General features: G+C 55.8%; 19 protein-coding genes. 11 read left to right on the top strand and 8 right to left on the bottom strand.

Features of this window, described 5'->3' with window-relative positions; translation table 11 throughout:
* The first annotated feature begins 108 nt into the window (after window positions 1-108).
* The 4 genes from PHACT_RS03440 (at window position 109) to PHACT_RS03425 (ending at window position 3,337) form a co-directional block, all read left to right on the top strand.
* Window positions 109-564: a BlaI/MecI/CopY family transcriptional regulator gene (locus tag PHACT_RS03440; RefSeq protein WP_070115925.1), complete on the top strand. Its 456-nt coding sequence runs from the start codon at window positions 109-111 to the stop codon at window positions 562-564.
* Complete coding sequence (locus PHACT_RS03435; protein ID WP_070115924.1) at window positions 557-1,519, top strand: M48 family metalloprotease; 963 nt, start codon at window positions 557-559, stop codon at window positions 1,517-1,519. The genes PHACT_RS03440 and PHACT_RS03435 overlap by 8 nt, the downstream gene beginning before the upstream one ends.
* Window positions 1,520-1,738: 219 nt before the next feature.
* A complete protein-coding gene (locus PHACT_RS03430) occupies window positions 1,739-2,893 on the top strand; it encodes a hypothetical protein (RefSeq protein ID WP_139141427.1) in 1,155 nt (384 codons plus the stop codon).
* Between the two features lie 12 nt (window positions 2,894-2,905).
* Window positions 2,906-3,337 (top strand): PaaI family thioesterase, encoded by a 432-nt coding sequence (locus PHACT_RS03425; RefSeq protein WP_083264305.1) that lies wholly within the window; start codon window positions 2,906-2,908, stop codon window positions 3,335-3,337.
* Between the two features lie 58 nt (window positions 3,338-3,395).
* On the opposite strand, the gene PHACT_RS03420 is transcribed toward PHACT_RS03425, so the two are convergent.
* The 3 genes from PHACT_RS03420 to PHACT_RS03410 all read right to left on the bottom strand — a co-directional run bounded on the left by PHACT_RS03420 (window position 3,396) and on the right by PHACT_RS03410 (window position 5,178).
* The gene (locus PHACT_RS03420) at window positions 3,396-3,734 is read right to left on the bottom strand and encodes a P-II family nitrogen regulator (RefSeq protein WP_070115921.1); all 339 of its coding nucleotides are present in this window, start codon (window positions 3,732-3,734) and stop codon (window positions 3,396-3,398) included.
* 149 nt (window positions 3,735-3,883) lie between these two features.
* Window positions 3,884-4,585: a dienelactone hydrolase family protein gene (locus PHACT_RS03415; protein ID WP_070115920.1), complete on the bottom strand. Its 702-nt coding sequence runs from the start codon at window positions 4,583-4,585 to the stop codon at window positions 3,884-3,886.
* A gap of 158 nt (window positions 4,586-4,743) precedes the next feature.
* Window positions 4,744-5,178: a hypothetical protein gene (locus PHACT_RS03410; protein ID WP_139141426.1), complete on the bottom strand. Its 435-nt coding sequence runs from the start codon at window positions 5,176-5,178 to the stop codon at window positions 4,744-4,746.
* A gap of 132 nt (window positions 5,179-5,310) precedes the next feature.
* Here PHACT_RS03410 and PHACT_RS03405 point away from each other — a divergent pair, with 132 nt between their 5' ends.
* The 5 genes from PHACT_RS03405 to ispH all read left to right on the top strand — a co-directional run bounded on the left by PHACT_RS03405 (window position 5,311) and on the right by ispH (window position 11,358).
* Entirely contained in the window at window positions 5,311-5,544 is a 234-nt protein-coding gene (locus tag PHACT_RS03405; RefSeq protein ID WP_070115918.1) for a hypothetical protein, read from the top strand.
* Between the two features lie 329 nt (window positions 5,545-5,873).
* Window positions 5,874-6,830: a bifunctional riboflavin kinase/FAD synthetase gene (ribF, locus tag PHACT_RS03400; RefSeq protein ID WP_070115917.1), complete on the top strand. Its 957-nt coding sequence runs from the start codon at window positions 5,874-5,876 to the stop codon at window positions 6,828-6,830.
* 97 nt (window positions 6,831-6,927) lie between these two features.
* Window positions 6,928-9,765 carry an isoleucine--tRNA ligase gene (gene ileS / locus PHACT_RS03395; protein ID WP_070118127.1) on the top strand — a complete coding sequence of 946 codons (2,838 nt, stop codon included), beginning with the start codon at window positions 6,928-6,930 and terminating at the stop codon, window positions 9,763-9,765.
* Entirely contained in the window at window positions 9,758-10,279 is a 522-nt protein-coding gene (locus PHACT_RS03390; protein ID WP_083264304.1) for an FKBP-type peptidyl-prolyl cis-trans isomerase, read from the top strand. The genes ileS and PHACT_RS03390 overlap by 8 nt, the downstream gene beginning before the upstream one ends.
* 83 nt (window positions 10,280-10,362) lie before the next feature.
* Window positions 10,363-11,358 carry a 4-hydroxy-3-methylbut-2-enyl diphosphate reductase gene (ispH, locus tag PHACT_RS03385; protein WP_070115916.1) on the top strand — a complete coding sequence of 332 codons (996 nt, stop codon included), beginning with the start codon at window positions 10,363-10,365 and terminating at the stop codon, window positions 11,356-11,358.
* A gap of 118 nt (window positions 11,359-11,476) precedes the next feature.
* On the opposite strand, the gene PHACT_RS03380 is transcribed toward ispH, so the two are convergent.
* Window positions 11,477-12,463 (bottom strand): hypothetical protein, encoded by a 987-nt coding sequence (locus PHACT_RS03380; protein WP_070115915.1) that lies wholly within the window; start codon window positions 12,461-12,463, stop codon window positions 11,477-11,479.
* Window positions 12,464-12,486: 23 nt separating this feature from the next.
* On the bottom strand, window positions 12,487-13,356 hold the full coding sequence (locus PHACT_RS03375; protein WP_070115914.1) for a hypothetical protein: 870 nt from the start codon (window positions 13,354-13,356) through the stop codon (window positions 12,487-12,489).
* Window positions 13,357-13,431: 75 nt separating this feature from the next.
* Between PHACT_RS03375 and PHACT_RS03370 the strand changes: the two genes are divergently transcribed.
* Complete coding sequence (locus PHACT_RS03370; protein ID WP_070115913.1) at window positions 13,432-13,809, top strand: gamma-glutamylcyclotransferase family protein; 378 nt, start codon at window positions 13,432-13,434, stop codon at window positions 13,807-13,809.
* 230 nt (window positions 13,810-14,039) lie between these two features.
* Window positions 14,040-15,341 carry a dipeptidase gene (locus tag PHACT_RS03365; RefSeq protein ID WP_070118125.1) on the top strand — a complete coding sequence of 434 codons (1,302 nt, stop codon included), beginning with the start codon at window positions 14,040-14,042 and terminating at the stop codon, window positions 15,339-15,341.
* Window positions 15,342-15,366: 25 nt separating this feature from the next.
* Here the strand turns inward: PHACT_RS03365 and recD are convergent, their stop codons facing one another.
* Genes recD through recC form a run of 3 tightly spaced genes read right to left on the bottom strand, consistent with a single transcriptional unit; the run spans window position 15,367 to window position 24,898 of the window.
* Window positions 15,367-17,484, bottom strand: coding sequence for an exodeoxyribonuclease V subunit alpha (recD, locus tag PHACT_RS03360; protein WP_169819377.1), 2,118 nt, complete (start codon window positions 17,482-17,484; stop codon window positions 15,367-15,369).
* Window positions 17,484-21,293: an exodeoxyribonuclease V subunit beta gene (recB, locus tag PHACT_RS03355; protein WP_070115912.1), complete on the bottom strand. Its 3,810-nt coding sequence runs from the start codon at window positions 21,291-21,293 to the stop codon at window positions 17,484-17,486. The genes recD and recB overlap by 1 nt, the downstream gene beginning before the upstream one ends.
* On the bottom strand, window positions 21,290-24,898 hold the full coding sequence (gene recC / locus PHACT_RS03350) for an exodeoxyribonuclease V subunit gamma (protein ID WP_070115911.1): 3,609 nt from the start codon (window positions 24,896-24,898) through the stop codon (window positions 21,290-21,292). The genes recB and recC overlap by 4 nt, the downstream gene beginning before the upstream one ends.
* Between the last annotated feature and the right edge of the window lie 228 nt (window positions 24,899-25,126).

Raw genomic sequence — 25,126 nt, 5'->3', positions numbered from 1 at the left:
ATAAATACAATAAACGGCCGATAGGCGATCGGTTTTTGCTTTTTTTCGGAATCGAGGCTACATTGCAGGCGGAAAAAACCGTTTTATGAACGCCTGTATGGATACTGAATGCTGAAAAAGCGCACTGCGTCGAATATTTTGAGCCATAACCTGGGCGAGCTGGAACTGCGTGTGCTTGAGGCACTCTGGCAGAGGCCACATCTGGATGCGCGCGAAATTCGTGAAATACTTGACGCCAAAGGCCTTCAGCGTCGAGCTCCCGGTCTGAGTACAATACAGTCGACATTGGAGCGGCTGTTCCGTAAAACCTATGTTGATCGCATTAAACAGGGGCATGCCTACACCTATCATGCATCGGTTTCGCGGGGGAAACTGCTTGGCCGCATGCTAGGTGATGTTATTCAGCTGCTGCACGATGGCGACATGGAAACCATACTCAGCAGTTTTGTACAGGTTGCCTCCGACCTCGATGATGCCTCTCTGGATGATCTGGAAGCCCTGATCAGGCGTCGCAAATCAGAGCTGATCTCTGTTGAGCAGCAGGGGGAAGTGTCTGATGATTAATACCTTTGGTACATTGTGTCTGATCTGGCTGGTACTTTGGTTAATGTTGACGCTGGTGTTACGGGCGTTTTACCCACTGCTTCGTCCCGGCCTTTTCCGCCTGCATCCTGCGCACGGCAGCAATCTGTTGTTGCTGCTCTGGTCTGCACCTTTTGTACTGAGTCTGATGACCACGCTGTTGCTGTTGCTGCCTACGCTCGGTGGCCTGCTACTGGAGCCGCATTGCCATGGCAATTGTGCACCCCATGTACCTACCACCAGTACCAGCATACTGGCCTGGACCGGGTTCGGCCTGGCCGTGGCCGCAGCCATCGGCTTGTTATGGCATTTTTTGGCTGGTTTGCTGCGGGGCGTTCGTATGCGCCGGCAGTTCGATGCCCTGTCCAGTCGCGAATCCGGGTTCCGATTGCTGGACGCTGAAGAGCCAGCCGTGTTTACGCTGGGCTGGTGGCGGCCAAGGGTATACGTCAGTTCAGGGCTTCTTTCCGGCTGCTCCTCCGAGGAGCTGGCCATCATCCTTGTCCACGAGCAGGCTCATCGTCGCCGTCGTGACAACCTGCGAATATTGATCGGGCGCGTTTTTTGTCTTGTCTTGCCAGACGCCTGGAGACAGATTGTTGTGCATGATTTACACCTGCTATGCGAGGAGTCCTGTGATTTCGCCGCCGCGCGAGACTATGGGTCTCTATCTGTTGCCCAGGCGCTGGTGCAAATCGGGCGAGTTTTGCGCCGTTCAACAGCACCGCTACAGGGCGTCGCGTTTGATGGCAGTGATCTGCATGCCAGAGTTCACGCTCTGCTGCGGCTGGATAGCCGGCGCCTGCTAAGCTACCGGCAGGTTGTCACTTTGCTGGTTGTGGCCGCGCTGTCAGTGGTGCTGGCGGTTGAACCTTTGCATCACGGTGCGGAATGGGTGATCGGCGTGCTGGAATACAACATGATCACGGGTCATTAGTAGAGCGTCAGTCGAGCACGAATGGACCACAAACAGAGCGCCAATTATGGAGGAAAAGTGGCAAATAAGGGCAAAGCCGGGAATTCTTGGCATATCGCTGGTTGCCCGGCTCTGAGTGGATTACACTGCCAGCCGGCTTACTGATTTCATGTGCGTTTCTGGCACAATCAGCTCATTGTGTTAATACAAGGGAATGGTTTAGGGGGAGCTGTAGTGCGCATGCCTGCCTTATTGAGTAACAGGACATTGATGTTTCTGCCCGGAATGATTTTGCGTCGCCTGATATGGGCTGCTTTTATGCCAATGCTGCTGGCGAGCGGTCTACTATTGAGTTCTGCTGTCATGGCGCAGCCGGATGCGGGGTTTGATGAAAGCAGGCGTGCGGCCTCTGAACCCGTCGACGATACCGACAGCCCTGATCATGCCGATAGTGCCAATAGTGCTGATAATGCTGGCGGCGATGCAGCGGAATTGGCCGAAGGTGACGATATCATCACGCGGACAATGGCAGAAATTGAGCACACCAATGCGTGGCGTTGGCTCGAAGCCAGGCGTGATGGTGTCTCTAAAAACGTATCAGTGATTGGTCGCAATCTGGATGACTGGCTGGCGGGTGAAGGTATCGGCGAGCGCAGCAATGAAAGCTACATGCGTCTGCGTATCAACCAGCGCGTAGGTCGCTTCAATACTTATCATGGCAATATTCGGGTCGGCGGCAGCATTGACCTGCCTCGCGCCACTGAACGCTGGAAGCTCATTTTCGAATCGGAAAACACGGAACGCGATTCATTGCGTGATCAGCGACTGAATAACGTGTCCACGGCTTCGTTCACCGGTGGTTTCCGCTATGAGCATCCGGAACGTAACGGTTGGCGATTTAACCATGACGTTGGCATGCGAGCCAAAATTCCTCTGGATCCGTTCTATCGGTTCCGGGTTCGTTATGGCGTCGACCTCAGCGATGACTGGTATGCTGGATTCAGCACCCGGATATTCTATTACAACAATGAAGGCTGGGGTCAGGACACACGCGTATTTTTTACCCGCATACTCACTGATAAATTGAATTTTCGCGTCGAGTCTGAAGTTAATTATGAACATGATGAACGCTTGACCGAATTCAGCCAGTCTGTGGCGCTCTACCAGACCCTGGGTGAACGTGAAACCCTGACCTACGAAATAGGGCTGATCGGTCAGAATCAGCCGGTGGCAACCGTCGACAATTATTTCGCGCAGATGGTATACCGCAAAGCAATATACGAAGACTGGCTGGTACTGGAACTTGTGCCACAACTGTTGGCCGAGCACGAGAACGATTGGCAGCCAGACCCGAGGGTGCAAATGAACCTTGAGATTTATTTTTTCGATTTCTAACGCAAGGAAATTATGAGCTCGGACCGTCAACCCCCTATTTTTATGCGCCCCGGCCATTGTGCCGGTGATCTACTGGAAGCGCCTGACTGGAAAGTCATACGCGAAGAGGAAGGTTTCATAGACCTGGATGTACATGTGCCAACACAGGTGCTAAACCCGAGGCAGCAATTGTTTGGCGGTTTTACCGGTACGTATGTCGACATGGTGGCGCTGTACACCATCCGGACGCTGTTTCCTGCACGTGAGGACTACTGGATTACGACGATCAATATGCGTATTGACTACCTGGATCCAGTGCTTGGCCCAAGAGTTCGATTACAGGGCGAGTTGATCAACAAAGGCAGGTCTACATCGCTGGTGGCGGTGACTTTTTTTGATGAGGCGGGTAATAAGCTGGTTTATGCGATGGTGACGTTGCGGGTCATTGACAGGCAGCAGGCGTAAACCGGCTGTCTGTCGGATGATCTTGCGTTGGTGGTCGCTGAGTGAGTGCCCTGTGGAATTATAGGGCTTCGTTGCCGGTTTCGCCGGTACGGATGCGAATGCTCTGTTCAAGCGCGGTCACAAATATCTTGCCGTCTCCGATATGGCCCGTGTTGGCCGCCTTGCAGATGGCTTCGATGGCTGAATCGACCAGGTCGTCCGCTACGGCCACTTCTATCTTGGCTTTAGGTAGAAAATCGACGACATATTCTGCCCCACGGTACAATTCTGTATGGCCTTTCTGGCGACCGAACCCTTTGACTTCGGTCATGGTCATGCCGTTAACGCCCAGATCAGAGAGCGCTTCGCGAACATCGTCGGACTTGAACGGTTTGATGATAGCGGTGATCAGTTTCATCCAGCATCTCCAGCATGGCATTGAGTGTCTGCGAGGTTGCGAACTTTAGCATGCCACATTTAAAAGCACCACCAGTCACCGATTGGGTTGGGTGATTGCTGGGAGTGTCAACGCGAAAGGGGGCCTCGCAAAAATGCAGGCCTGCTATTCTATTTGGGTATTGGTGCAATGTGTTCTGTGGTTGGCAATGACTCGAGCCAGGGATGCAGCCTGTCCCAGTCCAGCTGAAACACATGGCGGGCATCAGGCACCAGGGCCGCATCTACCCGGGCCCCGCCGGCGCGCAGCGCGCCAGCAAGCGCAGGCATTTGTTCATTCCAACGGAACAGGTCATCTTCCGCTACTCGCAGATAGACCGGCAAATCCTTCATATCACCAATCAGCGACAGGTCTTTCATCATGCCGGGCACGGCAACAACGCCATAATACTGCTCGGGATGCTGTGCGGCGAGCTCAAGTGCGGAACTGCCACCGGTGGAAACGCCCACGAGCAGAGCTTTGCCGGTCTGAATTTCCGGTGATTCCTGCAAATGGCTGATGACTTTTGGTATTTTTTGTCCATTAATGCCGGTGAATGGTGTGTTGGTAGGTGAAACCGGCACCGCGATCATCCAGCCACGGGTAGCCAGTTCCTTGCCCAGCCAGAACTGGGCGCGAGCAACGTACTCATTGCCGTCGCCTCCAGGCATCAATACACACAATGGCCAGGGACCGTCGCCGTGTTCATTGCTGGGTTGAAACAGGAAAACTTTCACAGTGCTGCCGTCTTCCAGCTCTACAATCGTGTCCCGGGCGGCCGCCAGAACGGGAAGCAACAACAGGCAAAGAATGAAATAGCGAAATATGGGCATTAAAAGAGTTCCGGTCCTTTGGTTTTGTCGAGAGAGGAAAGGGAATGGCCCTGGCTCAATTCCGAATGTGTTCAGCTTAACAGAGTTTTAGCGGGTAATTGTCGAGTATTCGACAAAGCGCGTCAGCCGGGCGATGATCGGTCGTTACTGACAATGTGTCAGAGGCCGACGATTTCCATGCGCTCGTTGGTCGAGACAGTTACTTGAGTGCCATCTTCGGTGATAAAGCTGCGTTCTCCGATGTTACGCTTGGAAACGCGGTAAATAATCGGGTTCTGATCTGCGTCACGATACAGCAGAACGGTCACCAGTCGTTGCTGATCCTGCCATTGCAGGTAGGTGGTGACGCTGCCGATGGTAACAACGCCTGCCAGCACAAGCCACAACACGGTTTTCAAGTTACTGGCCATGGGTGCCTGGGTGCCGGTTGGATCTGGAGGCGGAGTGTTCTGTCGGTTATCGGCATGCCACGGGTCGGAGCGCCGCGGTAGTGGCGCCTTCCTGGTGCCCGTCTGTTCCCGCGAGCGTTGTCTGCGCAGGAAGATAACGGCGGCAATAATGACCAGCAGGGTAATCAGTATTTGGCCAAGCATAAGGTTCCAGATTGAATGGTGCTGAGAAGTGTTGATGATACCGGTCGTGGCGCGCTTGATCCAGTTGTCGATGCTGGCACACGCTGCCATAATTCTGCGCTTGAGTCATAGTGTGAAGGCGAGGGCTGAACAATGCAAAAAATCATGGGCATCGTTTTTCTGGTGCTGTCTGCAATTTGTGTGATTGCGGCAGTGCTGACAGCCATCAATCTCGGATTCATCATGACTCGCCCGGATTCGATTTCGGTGGCGAATGCGTTTGTGGGGCAGTTTGTTGTGATTGTGGGGGCGCTGGTACTGGGGCGGATACTGTATCGGGCGGGGCGTGGTCGGTTGGGTGGGAGCACTGGGGGCTCTGACAACTGAGACTGATGGGCCGGGTTCAGTGTCAGTGGATCGGGCCTCGCAGCCCGGGGTGATCGGCTCTCGCGGCATGCGCTTCGAGGCGATGCACGCCCGGACTCCGGGACCCTCTGCTGATGCATGTGGGTCTCTGGCCAGTGGATCGGGCCTCGCAGCCCGGGGTGATCGGCTCTCGCGGCATGCGCTTCGAGGCGATGCACGCCCGGACTCCGGGACCCTCTGGTAGGGCAGCGGTGGGCTCTCGGCGATGCTATTGAGGGGATGAGGGAATTCGGCGGTGGGAAGCGGGCGCGTGACGCGTTATAATCCTTGTTTTTCGGCAGCTTCCGGCAATGAGAGTCATCCACAATACTGAAGGTTTCCTGCAGCAGCACTCTGGCTGTGTGGCGACGATTGGCAAGTTTGATGGTGTGCATCTGGGGCATCAGCGTATTGTTGCGCAACTGCTGGAAAAGGCTGCAGATTATGCGGTGCCGTCGGTAGTCATTGTTATTGAGCCTCACCCTGAGGAATTTTTTGCCAGCGATCCCCGGTCCTGTCCTCCGCGATTGAGTGAGGCAGGTGAGAAGGTTGAACTGCTGCGTGCCATGGGTGTGGACTACGTTTATCTGCTGGAGTTTAATCAGGAGCTCAGTCAATTGAGCCCTGAGTCCTATGTGGAAGATGTGCTGGTGGCGGGTCTCAATGTCCGCTGTCTGATTGTCGGCAACGACTTCCGGTTTGGCTACCAGCGCGGTGGTGATTTCGAATTGCTGTGTCGATACGGTAAGCGGGCTGGGTTTGACGTGGTGGAGACAGCCAGTTGCGTGTCGGATGGCGTCCGGGTCAGCAGCACTTATGTACGTGAGTGTCTGGCAAAGGCAGATTTTGATCGCGTTGCCGAGGTACTGGGCCGGCCCTATACCATTTCGGGTACGGTTGTGCGCGGGCAGCAGCTTGGTCGTGACCTGGGTTTCCCAACCTGCAATCTGGCATTGAATCGACGCAACATTCCGCTGCATGGAGTCTACGCCTGCACGGTCGAGATCTTTTTGGCTGACGACGAATGTATTGCGGCCGAGGGCGCTGCCAATATTGGATATCGTCCAACCGTAAAAGACAACGGCAAGGCGTTGCTTGAAGTGCATCTGTTGAATTTTGATCAGGAGATTTATGGCGCCCGGGTGTCGGTAACTTTCCGGCACCGGGTACGGCCGGAACAAAAGTTTGAGTCGCTGGATGCGCTCAAAGCCCGCATTGCTCTGGATGTGGAAGAAGTCAGGCAATACTTCTCCCACTATCGGCAATAGGCGAAACCCGGCCCTTTAAGTAGTACGCAACCCCACAATTTTAAAAGACACAGGATTGGCGATACGCTATCACAACCTGTTCGATGAGCGAGACGAGATGACTGACTACAAACAGACCCTGAATCTGCCTTTTACCGACTTTCCCATGAAAGCCAGTCTGGCTCAGCGGGAGCCGGGCATGCTGGCACGCTGGCAAGACATGGAGCTGTATCGTCAGATTCGGGAAATCAGTGCCGGGCGACCGTCATTCATTCTGCATGATGGGCCACCCTATGCGAATGGTGAATTGCACCTGGGTCATGCTGTCAATAAAACGCTGAAAGACATGATCGTCAAATCCCGCACATTGGCAGGTTTTGATGCGCCCTACGTGCCCGGTTGGGATTGTCATGGTCTGCCGATTGAGCACAATGTAGAAAAGAAAAAAGGCAAAGCCGGCCACAAAATCAGTCATGCCGAATTCCGTCAGGCCTGTCGAGACTATGCGGCAAAGCAGGTCGAAAACCAGAAACAGGATTTTGTTCGTCTGGGCGTTTTCGGTGATTGGGAAAACCCCTATCTGACCATGAATTTTGACACCGAAGCCAACATCGTGCGCGCGTTGGGGCGCATTGCGGGCAGCGGGCATCTGGTGAAAGGATTCAAACCGGTTTACTGGAGCGTGGTTGGTGCGTCTGCATTGGCAGAGGCCGAAGTTGAGTATCAGGACAAAACGTCATTTGCCATCGACGTCCGTTTTGTTGCGCTGGAGCCGGAGACATGGCTGGCGGCATTCGCCGTTGATGAGAGCGCGGTTGCCGGTAAAAAGATGTCGGTGGTTATCTGGACAACCACACCATGGACTTTGCCGTCGAATCAGGCAGTGTGTCTGAATGAAAACCTTGAGTATGCGTTGTTGAGCTGTACCGTTGACGAGGTTGTTGGCGAAGAGCTGCTGATTGTAGCGGCTGATATGCAGGATGAGGTCATGGCTCGTTACGGTTGCGAGCAGGTCCAGCGTCTGGGAGTGGCAAAAGGCGCCTTGCTGGAAGGCCAGCGTCTGCAACACCCTTTTGTCAATCGTCAGGTGCCGGTGCTGATGGGTGATCACGTCACGACGGATGCGGGTACCGGCGCGGTACACACGGCACCTGACCATGGCATGGAAGACTTTATTGCCGGTCAGACCTACGGCCTGGGAACGCTAAACCTGGTTGATGAGAATGGCGTATTTGCCGAAGCTGCGGGCGAGCTCGCCGGTGTTCACGTGTACAAGGCAGACGAGCAGGTGTTGGACATTCTGCGCCGGGAGCAGGCGCTGGTCGCCATGGAGAAAATTCGCCATAGCTACCCGCATTGCTGGCGCACCAAAACGCCATTGATCTATCGTGCCACGCCACAGTGGTTCATCAGCATGACTGAAAAAGGTCTGCTGAATGATGCGCTGGCCGCCGTCAAAGGTGTCAAGTGGGTGCCCGAATGGGGGCAGGCACGCATCGAGCTGATGTTGAAAGGCAGCCCTGACTGGTGTGTGTCGCGACAGCGAACCTGGGGCGTACCCATTACACTGTTTGTGCACCGGGAAACCGGCGCGTTGCACCCGGACACGGAAAACCTGATTGAGCAGGTGGCACAGCGCATCGAGAAACAGGGTATTGAGGCCTGGTTCGAACTGACTGCGGAAGATCTGCTGGGTGATGATGCCAGCCAATACACAAAAGTGACCGACACGCTGGACGTCTGGTTTGATTCTGGCGTCACACATTATTCGGTTCTGCAACAACGTGACGGGCTGGGTTATCCGGCTGACCTTTATCTGGAAGGTTCTGACCAACATCGCGGCTGGTTCCAATCGTCCTTAAAAACAGCGATTGCGATGAACGGTGCGGCCCCCTACAAGCAGGTGTTGACACATGGCTTTACCGTAGACGCTGATGGTCGCAAGATGTCCAAGTCCCTTGGTAACACGATTTCGTTGCAAGAAGTGTTCAAGGAATACGGTGCTGATATTCTCCGGCTGTGGGTTGCCGCTACCGACTACCGTGGCGAGATTGCCGTATCGCCAGAGATCCTGAAGCGTGTTGCCGATGCCTATCGTCGTATTCGTAACACCGTGCGGTTTCTGCTGTCCAATCTTAATGGTTTTGATCCACTGACAGACGCAGTGGCGCCGGATGATATGCTGGCGCTGGATTACTGGATCACGCGACAGGCGCAACAACTGCGTGAACAGGTGAAGCAGGACTATGAAAATTACCAGTTCCTTAATGTGTATCAGAAAGTACATAATTTCTGTGTGATCGAGCTGGGCAGCTTTTACCTGGATATCATCAAGGATCGTCAGTACACCGCCAAAGCAGACGGTCTGGCACGGCGCTCAACCCAGACCGCGATGTATCACATCACGGAAGTGCTGGTGCGACTGATCGCCCCGATACTGAGTTTTACCGCCGATGAGATCTGGCAGTTTGTGCCCGGCGAGCGCTCTGACTCTGTTTTCCTGACTCAGTTCGACGAAGGCCTGGCAGCGTTGCCTGCGCGTGAAGATTTCAGTGACGCGTTCTGGCGCGAACTGATTGAAGTCAAAACCGCCGTCAACAAAGAACTGGAAAAGCAGCGGGCCGAGAAGAAGGTCGGGGCAGCGCTGTCTGCCGAGGTGACGCTGTACTGCGACGAGGCACTGTTAAAACGGCTGTCTGCGTTGCAGGATGAATTGCGATTTGTACTGATTGTTTCGGTAGCCAGTCTGCAACCAATGTCGGCAAGTAAGTCGACTGACACAGTGGCCACGGAGTTGCCGGGGCTGCGGTTACAGGTAACCCCGTCGTCGCAGGACAAGTGTGTGCGCTGCTGGCATCATCGCCCCGATGTCGGCGCCCATGCCTCACATCCCGAGTTATGCGGTCGTTGCGTGGACAATATCAGTGGTGAGGGCGAGCAGCGATATTATGCGTGATGGCGAAAACAATGACGGGTTTCCACCAACAGAGTCGGCAGCCGTGGTTTGTGACGGTGCCCGTGTGACTCTGCATTTTTCGCTGGCACTGCCCGATGGAACCGAGATCGACAGTAACTACGATAAAGCGCCGGCGACATTCAGGGTGGGCGACGGTAATCTGCTGCCCGGTTTCGAAGCGGTATTGATGGGTGCAGCGCAAGGCGCATCGGTTTCAGTTCGGCTGCCGCCTGAGCAGGCTTTCGGTGCGGTAAATCCGGACAATGTACAGTCCTTTCCGCGGCAGCGTTTTGCCAGTCTGCTGGCGAACACAACTGACCCGGTCGAGGAAGGCACGGTGGTTTCATTTGCCGATTCGGAGGGCAACGAAATACCCGGTGTGTTAAAACAGATCGGTGAGATACATGTGGTGATAGACTTCAATCATCCGCTGGCAGGACGCGAGATTGTGTTTAACGCAGACATTGTGTCGGTGATAGCCCCCGGCACTGAGGCGGTCAAGATTCAGCTTTAGTCGGTATTCGCTTAGGACCGGTCCGGTACCCAGGACAAGCAACGGGCTCACGCCGGATTGTAGCCGGACAACAGGAGACACTCATGAGTGCAGTGCAATTATTTGATGCCGTGGTTTCACCCGGTACTGAAATCAGGCTCGCCAATCCGCGTGGTTTTTGTGCCGGCGTGGACCGTGCCATTGATATTGTGAATCGTGCACTGGATGTTTACGGCGCGCCAATCTATGTGCGGCATGAGGTCGTTCATAACAAATTTGTCGTGGATACCTTGCGTCAACGCGGCGCAATATTTGTAGATGAACTGGACGATGTGCCGCTCGAGGACAGTCTGGGTCGTCAGCCCATTGTGATATTCAGTGCCCATGGTGTGTCGCAGGAAGTTCAGAGTGAGGCCGCTGCCCGAGGGTTTCAGGTGTTTGATGCAACCTGCCCTCTGGTGACCAAAGTTCACCTGGAAGTCATGCGCTTCAGTGCCGAAGGCCGCGAGTGCGTGTTGATCGGGCACGCGAGACACCCTGAGGTTGAAGGTACCATGGGGCAGTATGACAACAGTAAGGGGGGTAATATCTACCTGGTTGAATCTGTTGCCGACGCTCAGAAGCTGGAAGTGGTTGATCCATCACGGCTGGCATATGTTACGCAGACAACCCTGTCGATGGATGACACTGCCAAGGTCATCGATGCATTGCGAGAACGCTTTCCGCAGATTGAGGGCCCGCGTAAAAAAGATATCTGCTATGCGACCCAGAATCGGCAGGACGCAGTCAAGCAATTGGCGCTGGAGTCGGATCTGTTGCTTGTTGTCGGCTCACCCAACAGTTCAAACTCCAATCGTCTGTGCGAGCTGGCTGAGCGGATGGGCTGTGAGTCCTATCTGATCGATCGTGTGGATGATCTGAAGCCTGAGTGGTTTGTTGGCAAAAAACGTTTTGGCGTTACTGCTGGGGCATCGGCGCCGGAGATACTGGTTCAGCAGGTGGTGGATCGGTTGCGGGAAATATCGGGGCAGGTGCCACTTGAGGTGCCAGGGGTTGAGGAGAGTATTGTGTTCCGGATGCCTCGGGAGCTTGCTCGTTAGTTTGGTTTTTTCGATCCTGAGTCTGGTCAGTGGATCGGGCATCAGCACCCAGCGTGATCGGCTCTCGCGGCATGCGCTTCGAGGCGATACACCCTGTGTCCTGCTGCCCTCTGGTGAGTCAGTTGTTCTGCGTGTCGCGTTCTGCGGCTCGTGCGCCGGAGAGAATTCCCATCAAAGCATAGTTGCCTTCGTGACAGGCATATTCGTAGATCTGGCCTTCGCTGGCAGTGTAGTTGATGATCGCTGTCCAGGGGCGTTCCCAGGTGGTGGGGTCCTCTACTGTGAACTGGTATTCCAGGACGTCTTCGGCGGTGCGGGTGTAGCGTTCGGTGAACAGACGGTTAGCGCCGGCCCCGCGGAAGGTGCTGTCGTCAGAAAAGTTTTTGGTCTGTACTACCAGCGTGTCGCCATCCCACCAGCCGCGGGAGTCGCCGTGCCATAATTCGATGCGCTCGTCGGCGTGTGGTTGGTCGGTTAGCGGGACGATTCTGACGTCGTGAATCATTTCCTGAATAATGGCGACGGTGTCCTCACTTTGCACGATCTGGTAGTAGCTGTTGTACCCGGCCATGATGTAGGGCATGCCCCAGGTAATGCAGCGTTCCTGTAGCGGGCGTCCCAGATAGGAGTCGGTGGCGCCGGGGCGGTTACGGGCACGTTCCTGTTGTCGGGCACGCGCTTCTTCAGTCATGGGGGGAATGCGGCCGTTGGGCGGATCCACAATCAGTGACGTCCGGTTCTCCAGATTACGGTCAACCATCCACGCAGCGTCATAGTTGCCGGTGGCGGGGTCATAGGATTCGACTTCGCCGGAGACGACAGCATTCAGAAAACCATCACCGAACAGCGCGTCGCCACCGCTGGCTTCGATCTCTTCTGCCTGCGCACGCAGGTTGGCAAACTCTTCTGCCGTCAGTTCAGGGCGGTCGCCAAAGAATTCGGGGCGCTCCAGCGGAGTGCTGCTGTTGTTGGCCCAGACGCCCTGCAGGTCCGGGTCGCCGTTGATAGTGCGCGGAACCTGCCAGGCAGCGTCCTGTGCCAGGACAGCAAAACTGCTGGTGCATAGCAGCGCCATCAGCGCCGGTTTGTTGAACGGTGTTTTCATGATGAGTTGCTCCACTGTCCGAATTATTGGGTGACCGGTTCCTCAATGGTGAAAGGCATGCCACGGGGGGGCACCCGGTCGGGTGGTGCGTCACGATTCAGATAGCCGTAAATAAGTTCTTCTGCAAATTCAACGCATTTAAATTCGAGAAGCTGTGCGTTTTTTTCCATTCGGCGATACAACGGCAGGCTCAGGGTCCAGGGACGGGTGTAAGTCACCGGGTCGCGGATTTCGGCTTGATAACGTATCAGGTTTGGGGTTTCCAGTGTGTAGCGCTCGATCACTTCAAGCTGATCGCTGTGGTGATTGCCGGCGCGGTCAAACCAGGTATAGGGCATGAAGTCGGTGACCCGGATTACCAACGTGTCACCTTCCCAATGACCGCGGGAATGTCCCATCCAGGCGGGTACCGGGCCTTCCAGATCGGGTTGATCCATGTACACAATGCGCATGGCACTGGCAAATTCGTAGGCCATAACAGTATGTTCTGGCGATTGTACAATCTGGAACGGAAACGGCATGTAATTTGCGCGGGGTACGCCGGGCATGTAGCACTTGCCAACCGGGTCGAGGGCAGCCCAGTCTTCTGCGTTCTGGTCGCGCGTTGTCAGTGCCTCGGCGGTGTAGGGTAGCGGGCCATCGTGCACAGCGCCCAGTGTTGCGGGGATGGCTCCGTTGGCACCCATGCGGAAATCCGGACCGGCTTTGGCGGCACCCGGTTCAATGTTCCAGTGTGTACTGCCCATTGCCTGCCACAGGCCATTCAGGTCAGGATGACCGTTGGCAGTGCGGGGTAGTTGATCCGATTGTGCAAGGGTTGTTGAGCTCATGCCTGTCAGGCTTAGTGCAAACATGGCGGCTACTAAAGAGCCCGCTATGAAGTCCTTCGACATACTTGTTCTCCCGCGTGTTCTTCTTTATTGTATCGGGGTGCCAATCACTCTTAACTATCCCACAGAGATGTAAACATGTCTACGCTGGTTGCCGTTTACGGAACCCTCAAGCGAGGGCTCAGTAACTACCATCTGCTTGAAGATGCGGAGTTCATTGGCAGTGACCGACTGTATGACATAACACTCTATGATCTGGGTCCGTATCCGGGTGCTAAGGCCGAGTCGTCACAGGGAATTGAGGTTGATGTTTTTGCCGTGACGGCATGGCAATTTCAGCAACTGGATCTGCTGGAGGATTATCTGGCTGAGTCGCCGACAAACGGTCTCTATGACCGACGCGTATTCCAGACACGTTATGGTCCCGCCTGGGTTTATCTCTACAACCCTCCGGTTTCCGGACTGGTGCCTATCTCTGCCGGCGCCTGGCGACAGTTGACAGCAGAAGTGGGGTAGGTGGTTATCAAAGGCAGGTTGCGGCCAAAACAAAAGGCACAGGTTTTGCAAAACGTTTTTCCAGTTCAGTAATCGAATTCCTGATTCATTTTTTGGAGGTAAAGCTTGTGTACGAGAAAACCAATCAACTAACAACTGCTCATCGCGTTGTGCAATCGAACTTGCCGCTGGCGGCGGTGTTTGCAACATCACTGCTACTGGCTGCGTGCGGGCCGGCAGAAGAGCCACCCATGGCCACCAACACGGCGGAGCCTGTTGTTGCTGAGCCTGCAGCCACCAGTTCGGCAGCAGAGAGCGAAGAGGCTTTGATTGAGCGTGCCCGTGGTATTCATGAACGGGTCATCGTGATGGATACCCATGTTGATATCAATACCGCGAATTTTGCCTCCAATACCAACTATGTTCAGGATCTTGATACCCAGGTCAATCTGCCAAAGATGGAGGCGGGTGGTATGGATGTGGCCTGGTTCGTGGTGTACACGGGACAGGGACCGCTGACTGAGGAAGGTTTTGCTGCTGCGGAAGCCAATGCGCTGGACAAGTTCAGCGCGATTCAACGGTTGACGAGCGAGATTGCCCCCGATCAGATAGAGCTGGCTTTAACGTCTGATGATGTTCGACGCATCGTCGCCAGTGGCAAAAAAGTTGCCATGATAGGCGTGGAGAATTCGTATCCGATGGGCATGGACATCAACAATGTGCGCCGTTACTACCAGCTCGGCGCCCGTTATGCCTCGCTGTCACACAATGGCCACAGCCAGTTTGCCGACTCCAATACCGGAGAGAACGATGATGTCTGGTTGCACGAAGGTCTCAGTGATCTGGGCCGACAGGCAATTGCCGAAATGAATAAATGGGGCATCATCATTGACGTTTCCCACCCTTCTTATGAGTCCAACAAGGAAACCATTGAGCTGTCGCGTGCACCGGTAATGGCATCACATTCGTCAGCCCGTGCGCTGGACCCCAATGTCAGTCGTAATCTGTATGATGACGAACTCCAGGCCATTCGGGACAGTGGTGGCGTAGTGCAGGCTGTCGCTTTCCGGGGTTATGTTGATTCCGAAAAACAGCGCGCCTACAGTGGCGCAATGCGGGCCCTGCAGGAAGACATCGCTGAAGACATGGGTTTTACGTTACTGAGCCCGGCGGAGGTGCGCGCACTGGATACTGAAGCTCGGGTTGCCTATCAGGGCCGACTGGCGGAAATTGGTGAACTGGCCGCGCCGCGGATGGCTGCCGAAGTTGATGCCGTTGCGCCGCCGGTGGATGTCAGTGACTTTGTTGACCATATTGACTATATCGTGGAGCTGATCGGTGTCGACCATGTTGGTATCAGCGGTGACTTTGATGGCGGTGGTGGTGTCACTGGCTGGGCGGATGCATCGGAGTCCTTCAACGTGACACTGGAAATGGTTCGCCGGGGTTATAGCGAAGAAGATATCGCGAAAATCTGGGGCGAGAACGTTTTGCGGGTGCTGGACGAAGTGCAGCGGGTCGCCCAGGAGATCCAGGCAGCCGAAGGCGTCTGACAGCGACTGCACTCAATGGGCGACTTCAGCTGCCAGATATGGCATGCAGCAGTCCGCTGGTCCTGAATACACTGCTGGCAACGGCCCCGGGCAATACCTTGGGGTTGTTGTCAATCAGCGTAAATTGCCGAACGGCGCGGGTGATACCGGTGTAAATCAGTTCCCTGGTGAGAACCGGATTTTCGTGCTGTGGCAGTATGAGTGCCGTATGTGTGAACTCAGACCCCTGCGATTTGTGAACAGTCATGGCAAAAACGGTTTCCACCGATTGCAGGCGGCTGGGCAGTACCCAACGCACAGGTTTTTGTTTGTCACCGGCCGTGAACGCAACCCGCAACCGTAATTCAGTGCCACCTGGCACAGGTAATGGGTAAGGCAGGGTGATGCCAATGTCACCGTTCATCAGATCCAGATTGTAGTCATTGCGCGTTACCATGACCGGTCGTCCCGGGTACCAGGCGGCCTGTGTTGGTGCCGGAGACCGGGCATCGTCGGTATCGAAAGCACGCTCCTGCCAGGGGGGCAGCAAACCTGCGCTGCGCAGAATGCTTTCTATGCGCTGATTAAGACCCTCTACACCGAACTCGCCTTTACGCAGTGCCGCCAGTAGTTGAAAGTGGCCATGTGCCTGCAGGATATCCAGTGCCCAGGTGTCCCAGGACAGACTGCTGGCCTCGGTTGCTGGGGGCTGTCGGGCAAGACTCAGGTAGTGACCATAACCGTTGTCGAGGTCAGCAATCAGTTGCTCGAAGGCGGTGTCCCGGGTGTTGCCAATATGCAGGCGTTTCAGTTCACTGTATTGTCCGTCAAAGAACGCATTCAGTGTGTTGGCATCGGCGCTGCTGTTAACAGCCTGTGCCAGATCTCCGATTCCGGGAACGGCACCAAAGCGATGACTGTAGCGCAACATGGTAATGGCCTGGTCGAGCCCGGTGCCATCGTTATTGATCAGATGGTCGGGCACGTGCTGCCCGGTCACCGATGTTATCCAGTCTGAGGTCTGTTGCCAGTAATGGGCCAGCGCTGCCCGCTGACACAGACTGCCCAGAACTGCGCCAGCTTCTACCGAAGCCAGTTGGTCTTTGTCCCCCAGCAACACAAGTCGGGCCTGCGCCGGCAATGCATCCAGCAATAATGCCATCAGTTCAACATCCACCATGGAGGCTTCATCGACAACGACAACATCGACCGGCAGAGGGTTTCCCGCGTGGTGCCTGAAAAAACGGCTGTTGCGCACCGGCCCGAGTAAACGGTGTACGGTGCTGACGTCGCCGGGAACTCCCTGCAAGTCATGGCGCGCCAGTTGCGAGGTGATGGAGGTGCTCAGGCGTGCGGCAGCTTTGCCGGTGGGGGCCGCCAGCCTGATACGCAAAGGCGGCTGACCGGCGGCATGCTGTAGTGCCTGTAGCACGGCCAGTACCTTAACCACTGTTGTGGTTTTTCCGGTTCCCGGGCCACCGGTGATAATGGAAAAACGTTGGCGCACGGCCAGCCCACAGGCGATTCTTTGCCAGTCGCAGTCCCGCGTCAGCTCAGCGGCGGTGTTTTGAGACAGTTGCTCGAATATTGTCTTGATACAGCTCGACAGCAGCCTGTCATCGACATCAGGCCTGGAGAGTAAACGTTGCTGAATACTGTGTGCCAGTGTCTGTTCGTAGCGCCAGAAGCGACGCAGGTACAACAACGGTCGCCCGCTGCTGCTATCAAGTACCAGGGGTTGGTTGCCGGCTTCGGCCTGCATGTCCGTGCCGGGTTTGTCATCCACCAGCAGCGCGTTATGCAGGGCCTGTGTCCACTGCGCGCTATCAAGTTGCGCCAGCAGTTGTTGCGGTGTCAGCTCGGGTTGCCGCACCGGTGATTCGGGTGGCAGGGACAGAGCGGTGCCTGGTTCAGAGAGGCAATAATGAATGTCCAGACAGACGTGGCCGTGACCGTTCTGATGACTGGTCAATGCCGCTGCCAGTAGCAACGCGGGTGATGCATCGGGTACCTGGCGATGCAGGAAGACCGCGAATTCGGTATCCAGCCAGCGTATCCAACCGGCACGCGCCCAGTCATCCAGGATTATCAGCAATCGGGCCGGATCCGTCATCACCAGATTATTATTTTTGCCAAGACCTGTGCTATGCATCTGGTTGACCATCAGAACAACGTCTCCTGTTTGGCGGTGCTGCCGGCATCATGTGACCGGCCCGTCTGGAACAGCCTGTCCAACGCGTCGATAAAATCAACTGGCGGCTTGTCTGCCAGCAGGCCTTGGGTCTCGGCTGCATGGCCGCGCAGAAAGAAGTACAGGGCGCCGCCAACATGTTTTTCATAATCATAGTCTGGCAAACGGTTGCGCAGCAGGCGATGCAGGGCAAGCAGGTAGATGGCATATTGTACGTCGTATCGATGGTGCAGAATTTCCTGCGCCAGAGCCTGCGATGTGTAGCTCGCTTCGTAGGGACCGAGGTAATTCGATTTCCAGTCGGCAACGTAGTACTTACCCTGATACTCGAACACCAGGTCGATAAACCCTTTTATCATGCCATTGAGTTGTTTCGGAAGCAGCGCAGGGCGACTCTGTCCGGGCTGAATGAACTGCTGACATAACCGGTCAAGCGCGCTGACTGCGACGTGGTTGCTGGCAAACAGAAACTCCATCTCTGCCTGCTGCAACGTCAATAGTGTCAATGTCATCTGGTTCTGATCAGGTAGCGTGAATGTTGTGTTCAGAAAGGTGACTAACCAGCGATCCAGACGCTCGACATCATCCTGCCAGTCACGCTGTGTACAGCGTTGTGTGATCAGGTGCAGGCGTGCTTGATCGTTCTCCACAGCATTGGCAAAGCCTTCGGCTTCAGCCCATTCCAGCAGTCCATGCAGAAAGGTGCCGGGTTTCGGGCCTCGATGAAATCCGTGTAACCCCGGTGCCGAGCGACTGAAGTCGCGCCGATCTGACGGGTCGCTATCGAGAGCATCGGAAGAGGCGGTAAATTTTTCTTCCAATGCCTGGTCGTCCTGAGGTGCTTCCGGCTCAACGGAGTGCGGGCCGGCGTCATCGCTGGCACCGATCTTTAATGCGGAGTAGCTGGCGATCCACCAGTTTTCGGCCGGGCTTCGGGGCGATATCAAGGCTGGTTTGCCGGCACTGGCCTGAGCACCTGATTCAGTATGTTCCCGATCGTCGGCGGTTCGGAGCGTTGGCGCAGGTTTTAGCTGGATATTATGTTTGCAGCCTTCGTGCCACCGCTGCAGGGCCTCTGCAACGTCCATCGCGGACAGGGGTTCGCCACCGCTCATCAGGTAACCCAGCGCGCCTTTGTGATTGACGGGTCTGCCATTGTTACCGGAACTGATGGCAGCGGCCCCCAGCCATAAACCGTGGCGTGCCCGAGTCAGGGCGACGTACAACAATCGCATGTCTTCGGACAGGCGTTCATGGTCGGCCCGTTGCCAGGCATCGGTATCGCGCCTGTTACCGGCGATCTCCAGGCGACGTGCACTGTCCTGTTCGTCATTGATGATCATGACCTGCTTGATACGACCATCCACTTCCTTCAGTGCCGGTGCAAACGGCAGACATACCAGCGGGTATTCGAGACCCTTGGCTTTGTGAATGGTGACCACACGAATCAGGTCATTGTCACTCTCCAGGCGCAGCACTTCTTCATCGTCAGGATCCTGCATCTGCTCTGCCAGGTGACGGATCAGGGCCTGTTCACCTTCATATTGGGCACTGGCTTTTTGCAGGTATTCTGCCAGGTGGAGCAGGTTGGTGAGGCGGCGGTGGCCGTCGGCTTGATGGCCCAGACGTTGAGGCAGTGCGTGCGCCTGCATCAACTGACGCAGCATCGGTAACACGCCCTGGCGTTGCCATAGCTGGTGTAGCTGGCGGAACAATTCGGTTTCTGTTTCCCAGGCCAGTTCATCGCGGTTCAGGAATTCCAGACGCTGCAATGGCAGATCAAGTGACGTAGTGGCCAGGGCTGCGCGCAGCTTGCGTTCGTCGCCCGGTTCGGCGCAGGCGCGCAGCCAGCGCAATACGTCCGCAGCCTCGACGCTGGCGAACACGGATTCGCGATCAGACAGGTAGACACTGGACAGTCCGCGTGCATGCAGCGCATCACGGATTTCATTGGCTTCGCCGCGCCCGCGTACCAGAATGGCAATGTCGTTCGGGCGCAGGCGGACAAAATCTGCAGCGGAGCTGAAACCGGTTTTTGCATCCTGCAGCCACCCCGCAATTTCACTGGCGCAGCGTGCGGCGATGGCGGCACGGAAACGGGTGATGGCAATGGTGTCTATCTGGTCGCCATAGGCATCATCGTCATCCACGGAACCCAGGTGCCAGAATGTGATAGCGGGCGCTTCTTTATCGCGGATGATCAGGGACTCGTCACGACCCCTGGCAGCGACTGGCAGGAAGGGCAGTGGATTTTGATCGCCTTGCTTAAATCGGAAGGCACCTGCTGCGAATGCTTCAGCCTGACCAAAAAGGTAGTTGATGCCATCCACCACACCGCGGGTGGAGCGATAGTTCACGCCCAGATTATAGTGTCGCCCTGTCGTTGCCCGTCTTGCTGCAAGGTAGGTGTAAATGTCGGCATTGCGAAATGAGTAGATGGCCTGCTTGGGGTCCCCGATCAGGACGAGGGCGCAATCGTTGCGGTTGTCACTGAGTTGGTAGATTTTGTCGAAGATCCGATACTGCAGCGGGTCGGTATCCTGAAATTCGTCGATCATGGCAACCGGGTAGTCCCGACGAATTTGTGCCGCCAGTTTGTTACCCAGGGGGCCCTGCAATGCCCGGTCGAGTTGCAGCAACAGATCGTCGAAACCCAGTTCCGCTTTTTCCTGTAATCGGCGTTGCAGTGCCCTTTCCAGCCAGCGCCGGGCATGACTGAGGACAACAGCGCGCAGGTCGGGGCCAATGCAGTCGGCTGCCGCTTCAGTTTCAGCGATCCAGTTTCCGATCGCCGCTAATGCCAGGTGTTGCGGTTGCGCGGGCGCTTTTTTGCCGCCGCTGAGTTTCCAGCGATCCTGCGCAAAACGCGTCATACGCGGCGGTGCTTCGCTGCCCTGCGCCCAGTTGGCAAGGCTCTGTTTAAGGCCGGCAAACCCTTCAGGAGATTTAGCTTCGGCGTAACTGACTTTGTTCAGCGCCGCCTGCAGCTCATCCAGCAGGTCTTCCAGTTCGTTCTGTGAGGCAGCCCAGGCACCTCGGGCTCTATTTTCCAGCTCATTAAGTCGCTGAGCCTGTTCTGCGTAACCGGCCAATGCCTGATGCAGATCGGTCACCTCAGGCAGGGGTTCACCAGCGTAGGTAAGTGTGGTGTTGGTTTTGTTAATCAGTGGCCGCACGGACTGCAACAAGTCTTCCGGGCTGCCAAAATCGTTGTAAATCAAATGTGCGATGGCCGCGGGCAGGGCATAAAAATGCTGGCGCCAGTAGTCACGTATGAGCTCTGCATAAATATCCTGCTGGTTAGTGATCAGTGTCTGCTGAAACAGGCTGCCACTGTCAAACGCGTGTTCGCGCAGCATGCGATAACACCAGCCGTGAATGGTTGATACCGCGGCCTGGTCCATGCTTTGCGCGGCCGTGCTCAGCAAACGCGCGCACTGTGGCCACAGACTGACATCGTAGTCAGCCCGCAACTGATTCAGGATTTCATCACAATCGTCACCCGGGTTGATAAAACATCGTGCGGCATCTGCCAGCCTGGCCCGAATTCGGTCCTTGAGTTCTTGCGTGGCGGCATCGGTAAAGGTAACTACGAGAATCTCTTCTGGTGTCAGCGCGCTGGAGAATGCTGCGGTGTCACCGTGCTGTAGTATCAGGCGGGCGTACAGCAAAGCAATGGTGAAGGTTTTGCCGGTGCCGGCACTGGCTTCGATCAGGCGACTGCCGTGCAGGGGGAAGGTGCGAATATCCAGAGGCTGACTGACGGATTCTGCGGAGCTCACTGTGCATCCTCCGCATTGCTGGCTTTACGTTGACGATGCAGATGCCAGTGCTCCACCATGCTTTGATACAGCTCGGTGCTACTGGCGACAAAGGCACTGTTGTCAGAAGAGTCCGGTGATACGGGCTCAGTTTCCTGCGCCTCAGCCTGCAATGGCAATTGTCCACAGACCAGGCTGTCAAAATCTGGCCACAGGCGGGACAATGTTTCACTGCCCTGCACCTGACCGGAAACATTATAGCTGCCTTCGTACACCGAACGTGCGGCGTCCAATGGTGATTTTTCCGGATCAGCGCTCAGGTAGGCACAACTGGTTTTGACTTCGGCGGGTATGGGTCGTGACAGATTTTGCTGATACAGAGTCATTAGTTGTTGCAGCGATTGACGAGCGGCATCGGCGTCCAGCGGTGCCAATACTTCGTTGGTATCAGGGCCCAGTACCAGGGTTTTTGTTGGACCATTCAATTGAGCAGCCAGGTGAGACGGCCAGTGCCGTGCCAGGTAATGCCATTTCACTTTGCTGCTTCCACTATGGTTAGCATTGCCAGCGCCCGCAGATTTGCCCGCCCAGATCTGGCTGCTTAACATGGCGCAACGTATTCGAGTAGCGTCAGACCCAAGTCGAACATCATTTAGCGTGTCTTCCAGAATGAGCCTGCCATCGCCGGTCACCAGTTGCACAATCTGGGTTCCGCATTCTGTGCTATGGGTCAACAGTTCCTGATAACGTTGCAATGGTTTTATCAGCGGGTTGGTCAGTGGTTTGCGATAAAGGTCAGCAAACGGAGGCATCGGCAGTACGCCCTGTCTCTGTTGCTTGCCGATCAAAGAGTCGAGCAGATTCGGAACCTGCAATGTCTCATTGTCTGGTTCGCCATGCAGTACCCGCTGTGCGTCGCGAATCAGTTGATCCTGCACCTGCCATTTACTCAGACCGTCTATGAAGAACGCTTCATTGTCGTCCGCGGTCAGTTCGGCGCTGTCGAATACCACGCCAAGACGCCTGGCAAAAAATACATCCGCCGGGTTACGCAGTAGGGCGCTGAGATCGCTCAGACTGATGACGCTGGGCTCTTCTTCTGTGTAGACGGCAAAGCCATCCTGGTTATGATCCGGTGTCGCTTGTTGCGGCGCCCATTCAGCAGCATAGGTCGCCAGCGACGAGTCGGACCGGAAATACTTCGAACTGAATGGCTGCAGTGGGTATTCGTGAGTGAGCCCCTGCAGCAGCGATGCACCATCATCAGCGCCAGTCATGGTGTCCCTGACATAGTCGCGCAATTGTGCGACCAGCACCGATGGTGGCCGTTCACTGTTATCGCGGATGCTGCGACCGGTCCAGCTGATGTACAGGGAGTTGCGCGCAGACAGCATGGCTTCCAGAAAAAGGTAACGGTCATCTTCGCGGCGTGATCGGTCGCCCGGCCTGTAGTCCTGTCGCATCAGGTCAAAATCAACCGAGTTGACCTGCCGTGGATAGTCGCCGTCATTCATGCCCAGCAGGCAGATATGTCTGAAGGGTATCGCCCGCATTGGCATCAACGTGGCAAAGTTGACAGCACCCGCCATGAAACGTTGACTCAGATCAAGTTCGTCGAGTGATTCCAGGAAATACTCGTTGACCACTTCCAGTGGCAATTTCTCATTGAACTGAGCCTGGGCGCAGGCATCTGTCCAGTTTTGCAGGCGTTGTTCTGCGCGATTGATCAACAGGGTGTCGCGGTCGTCTTCAGCCACAAAACACTGGTTTAGCAGCGCGCTGATGCGTGCACTCCAGGTTTCCGGGTCCGCCGGTTGCTGAAACAGATGCCAATAGTGTTCCAGCACGCGGAGCAGATGGGTGAGTTTGCCGGTCACGGCCGCGCTGAGGCCACCGACTTCAGCAAAGGGTTCAATGTCCTGCCAGGCATCGTTGCTCCCCACGGCGTACCCCAGCAGCATGCGTCGCAGACCAAAGTGCCAGGTGTTTTGTTCCAGTGCTACTGTGTCCAGCGATGCTGGCATGCCCTGGGCTGTGCGTTGAGTTGCGTTCAGCCCCCAGCGAATGCCCGCGCTTTCCGTCCAGCGATGTAACAGGGACTTGTCGGCCGCGTCCAGGTCAAAGGCATTCTGCACGGCAGGAACATCCATCAGGTCCAGTAGCTCGCTGACGCCAAAGCGTGATGAAGGCAGATTCATCAGCGTGGCCAGCGCCAGATATATCGGTGCCTGATGGCGTTTGCCCTGATCGGAAATGGTAAACGGAATGAAACGTGGATCGTCCCGATTGATACGGCCGAACACTGCCTGTATGTGCGGCGCAAACTGATTGATGTCAGGCACCATGACCAGTATGTCGCGTGGACGCAGGGTGGGGTCGGCTGCAAACAGGTCTAGCAGGTGATCCTGCAGGATTTCCACTTCACGTTGCGCGCTGTGTGCAATATGGAAGCCCAGTCCCGTGTTTTTAGTGTCTGTTTTAATCGCCGCGTGTGCTGCGCGCGCTTCGTCGAGGCTGCGCAGATGAAAAATATCGCCCTGAATGCGGCTGAGCAGATCAATTTCCACGGGTGCGTCAAACAGATCGATATTCAGCTTGTTGTCCTGAAACAGCTGCTCATAGTCAGCACGTTGGTCATGCTCATCAAGCAGGCGAATATAGTCGCGCCCCTGTTTGCCCCAGGCAGCCAGCAAAGGGTTGCCGCGCAGGAACAGGTCATCAAAGGTGGCATTGTTGCTATCCTGGCTGCCGTTGTCGCTGACTTGGGGCATGTCCGGGCGCGGCGGCTGGCGCTTGTATGGGCGGGCAAACAGGCGCTGGGCGGTGTGAGGTTCAATAATGTCTCCCCAATAGTGGCTACAGGGGTTGTGAACACACAATAATACCTGCGTGCAACGGGCAATCGCAGCCAGCGTTTCCAGGCTCTGCCGGGGCAGTGAGGAAATGCCAAACACGACCACGCGGCGCGGCAGACCCGGTGGGCGGTTGTCAGGAGTCAGCTGTTGGCAAGCCTGCAGGAACTGCTGATGGATCTGGGCCCTGCCACTGTTGCGAGCTTCCGGCGCGATATCATTGAGCAGACGTCGCCACAATTCTGCCTGCCAGCTTTGTTCATCGGGCATCGCCGCATGCAGGTTCTGACGGGTAATCTGATTGACGCTACGAGCCCAGTCCTGCAGCCAGTCGGCGCGGTAGATCTGATATTGATCAAGCAGGTCGGCGAGACGCTGGGCAAGCTGGAATTGTTTGCGCTGCCCGCTGTCATCACTGAGAAAATGGCGCAGCGCTTCGAATTCGGGTTCTGCGAGCAGGGTTGGTAGCAGTCGCAGCAATCGCCAGCTAAGCAGATTTTTGTCGAAGGGAGAGGTTTCCGGCAGATTACCAAGAACTGCCCGGTAGGCCTGCCAGTGGAAACGTCCGGGCAGGTTGATGTTCATGGCGGCAGCGATACCGCAGCCGGGTTCACAGGCGTCAGTGTCAGAGGCCAGCGCCAGTTTCAGCCATTGCGCAATGCCGTTGCTTTGCACCAGGACAACTTCATTTTCCAGCGGCGTTAGCGGATTGCGCCCCAGCCACGTCACCGTTACCTGCCGCAGCTGTTCCAGCCGGTTACTCTGCAGAACCATGAATCCCGGCTGAATTGGGACTGCACCTGATGATGAGGCGCTAGCACCCGCGGTTTCTGCTTGTGTTTTTGTTGACTTGGGTTCCGCTGAACTCATTGACCGACCTGTGCTCGTCCGTGACGCTGACCATTAAACCTGGCAGCCAGTATAAGGGTTTTACGGATGATTGGTATGGTGTGTTATCGCCCGGTCTGGTGTACGCTGCGCGACGTTTGAATGATGCGAAAG

Origin of the sequence: Pseudohongiella acticola (assembly GCF_001758195.1) — a bacterium.
Lineage (GTDB): Bacteria > Pseudomonadota > Gammaproteobacteria > Pseudomonadales > Pseudohongiellaceae > Pseudohongiella > Pseudohongiella acticola.
The sequence above is the reverse complement of the archived record's forward strand: the minus strand, read 5'-3'. Positions and strand labels throughout refer to the sequence as shown.

What these genes read in the sequence shown, in the direction of transcription:
- PHACT_RS03440 (WP_070115925.1), top strand. Translation starts at nt 109, where the DNA reads ATGCTGAAAAAGCGCACTGCGTCGAATATTTTGAGCCATAACCTGGGC.
- PHACT_RS03435 (WP_070115924.1), top strand. Translation starts at nt 557, where the DNA reads ATGATTAATACCTTTGGTACATTGTGTCTGATCTGGCTGGTACTTTGG.
- PHACT_RS03430 (WP_139141427.1), top strand. Translation starts at nt 1,739, where the DNA reads ATGCCTGCCTTATTGAGTAACAGGACATTGATGTTTCTGCCCGGAATG.
- PHACT_RS03425 (WP_083264305.1), top strand. Translation starts at nt 2,906, where the DNA reads ATGAGCTCGGACCGTCAACCCCCTATTTTTATGCGCCCCGGCCATTGT.
- PHACT_RS03420 (WP_070115921.1), bottom strand. Translation starts at nt 3,734, where the DNA reads ATGAAACTGATCACCGCTATCATCAAACCGTTCAAGTCCGACGATGTT.
- PHACT_RS03415 (WP_070115920.1), bottom strand. Translation starts at nt 4,585, where the DNA reads ATGCCCATATTTCGCTATTTCATTCTTTGCCTGTTGTTGCTTCCCGTT.
- PHACT_RS03410 (WP_139141426.1), bottom strand. Translation starts at nt 5,178, where the DNA reads ATGCTTGGCCAAATACTGATTACCCTGCTGGTCATTATTGCCGCCGTT.
- PHACT_RS03405 (WP_070115918.1), top strand. Translation starts at nt 5,311, where the DNA reads ATGCAAAAAATCATGGGCATCGTTTTTCTGGTGCTGTCTGCAATTTGT.
- ribF (WP_070115917.1), top strand. Translation starts at nt 5,874, where the DNA reads ATGAGAGTCATCCACAATACTGAAGGTTTCCTGCAGCAGCACTCTGGC.
- ileS (WP_070118127.1), top strand. Translation starts at nt 6,928, where the DNA reads ATGACTGACTACAAACAGACCCTGAATCTGCCTTTTACCGACTTTCCC.
- PHACT_RS03390 (WP_083264304.1), top strand. Translation starts at nt 9,758, where the DNA reads ATGCGTGATGGCGAAAACAATGACGGGTTTCCACCAACAGAGTCGGCA.
- ispH (WP_070115916.1), top strand. Translation starts at nt 10,363, where the DNA reads ATGAGTGCAGTGCAATTATTTGATGCCGTGGTTTCACCCGGTACTGAA.
- PHACT_RS03380 (WP_070115915.1), bottom strand. Translation starts at nt 12,463, where the DNA reads ATGAAAACACCGTTCAACAAACCGGCGCTGATGGCGCTGCTATGCACC.
- PHACT_RS03375 (WP_070115914.1), bottom strand. Translation starts at nt 13,356, where the DNA reads ATGTCGAAGGACTTCATAGCGGGCTCTTTAGTAGCCGCCATGTTTGCA.
- PHACT_RS03370 (WP_070115913.1), top strand. Translation starts at nt 13,432, where the DNA reads ATGTCTACGCTGGTTGCCGTTTACGGAACCCTCAAGCGAGGGCTCAGT.
- PHACT_RS03365 (WP_070118125.1), top strand. Translation starts at nt 14,040, where the DNA reads ATGGCCACCAACACGGCGGAGCCTGTTGTTGCTGAGCCTGCAGCCACC.
- recD (WP_169819377.1), bottom strand. Translation starts at nt 17,484, where the DNA reads ATGGTCAACCAGATGCATAGCACAGGTCTTGGCAAAAATAATAATCTG.
- recC (WP_070115911.1), bottom strand. Translation starts at nt 24,898, where the DNA reads ATGGTTCTGCAGAGTAACCGGCTGGAACAGCTGCGGCAGGTAACGGTG.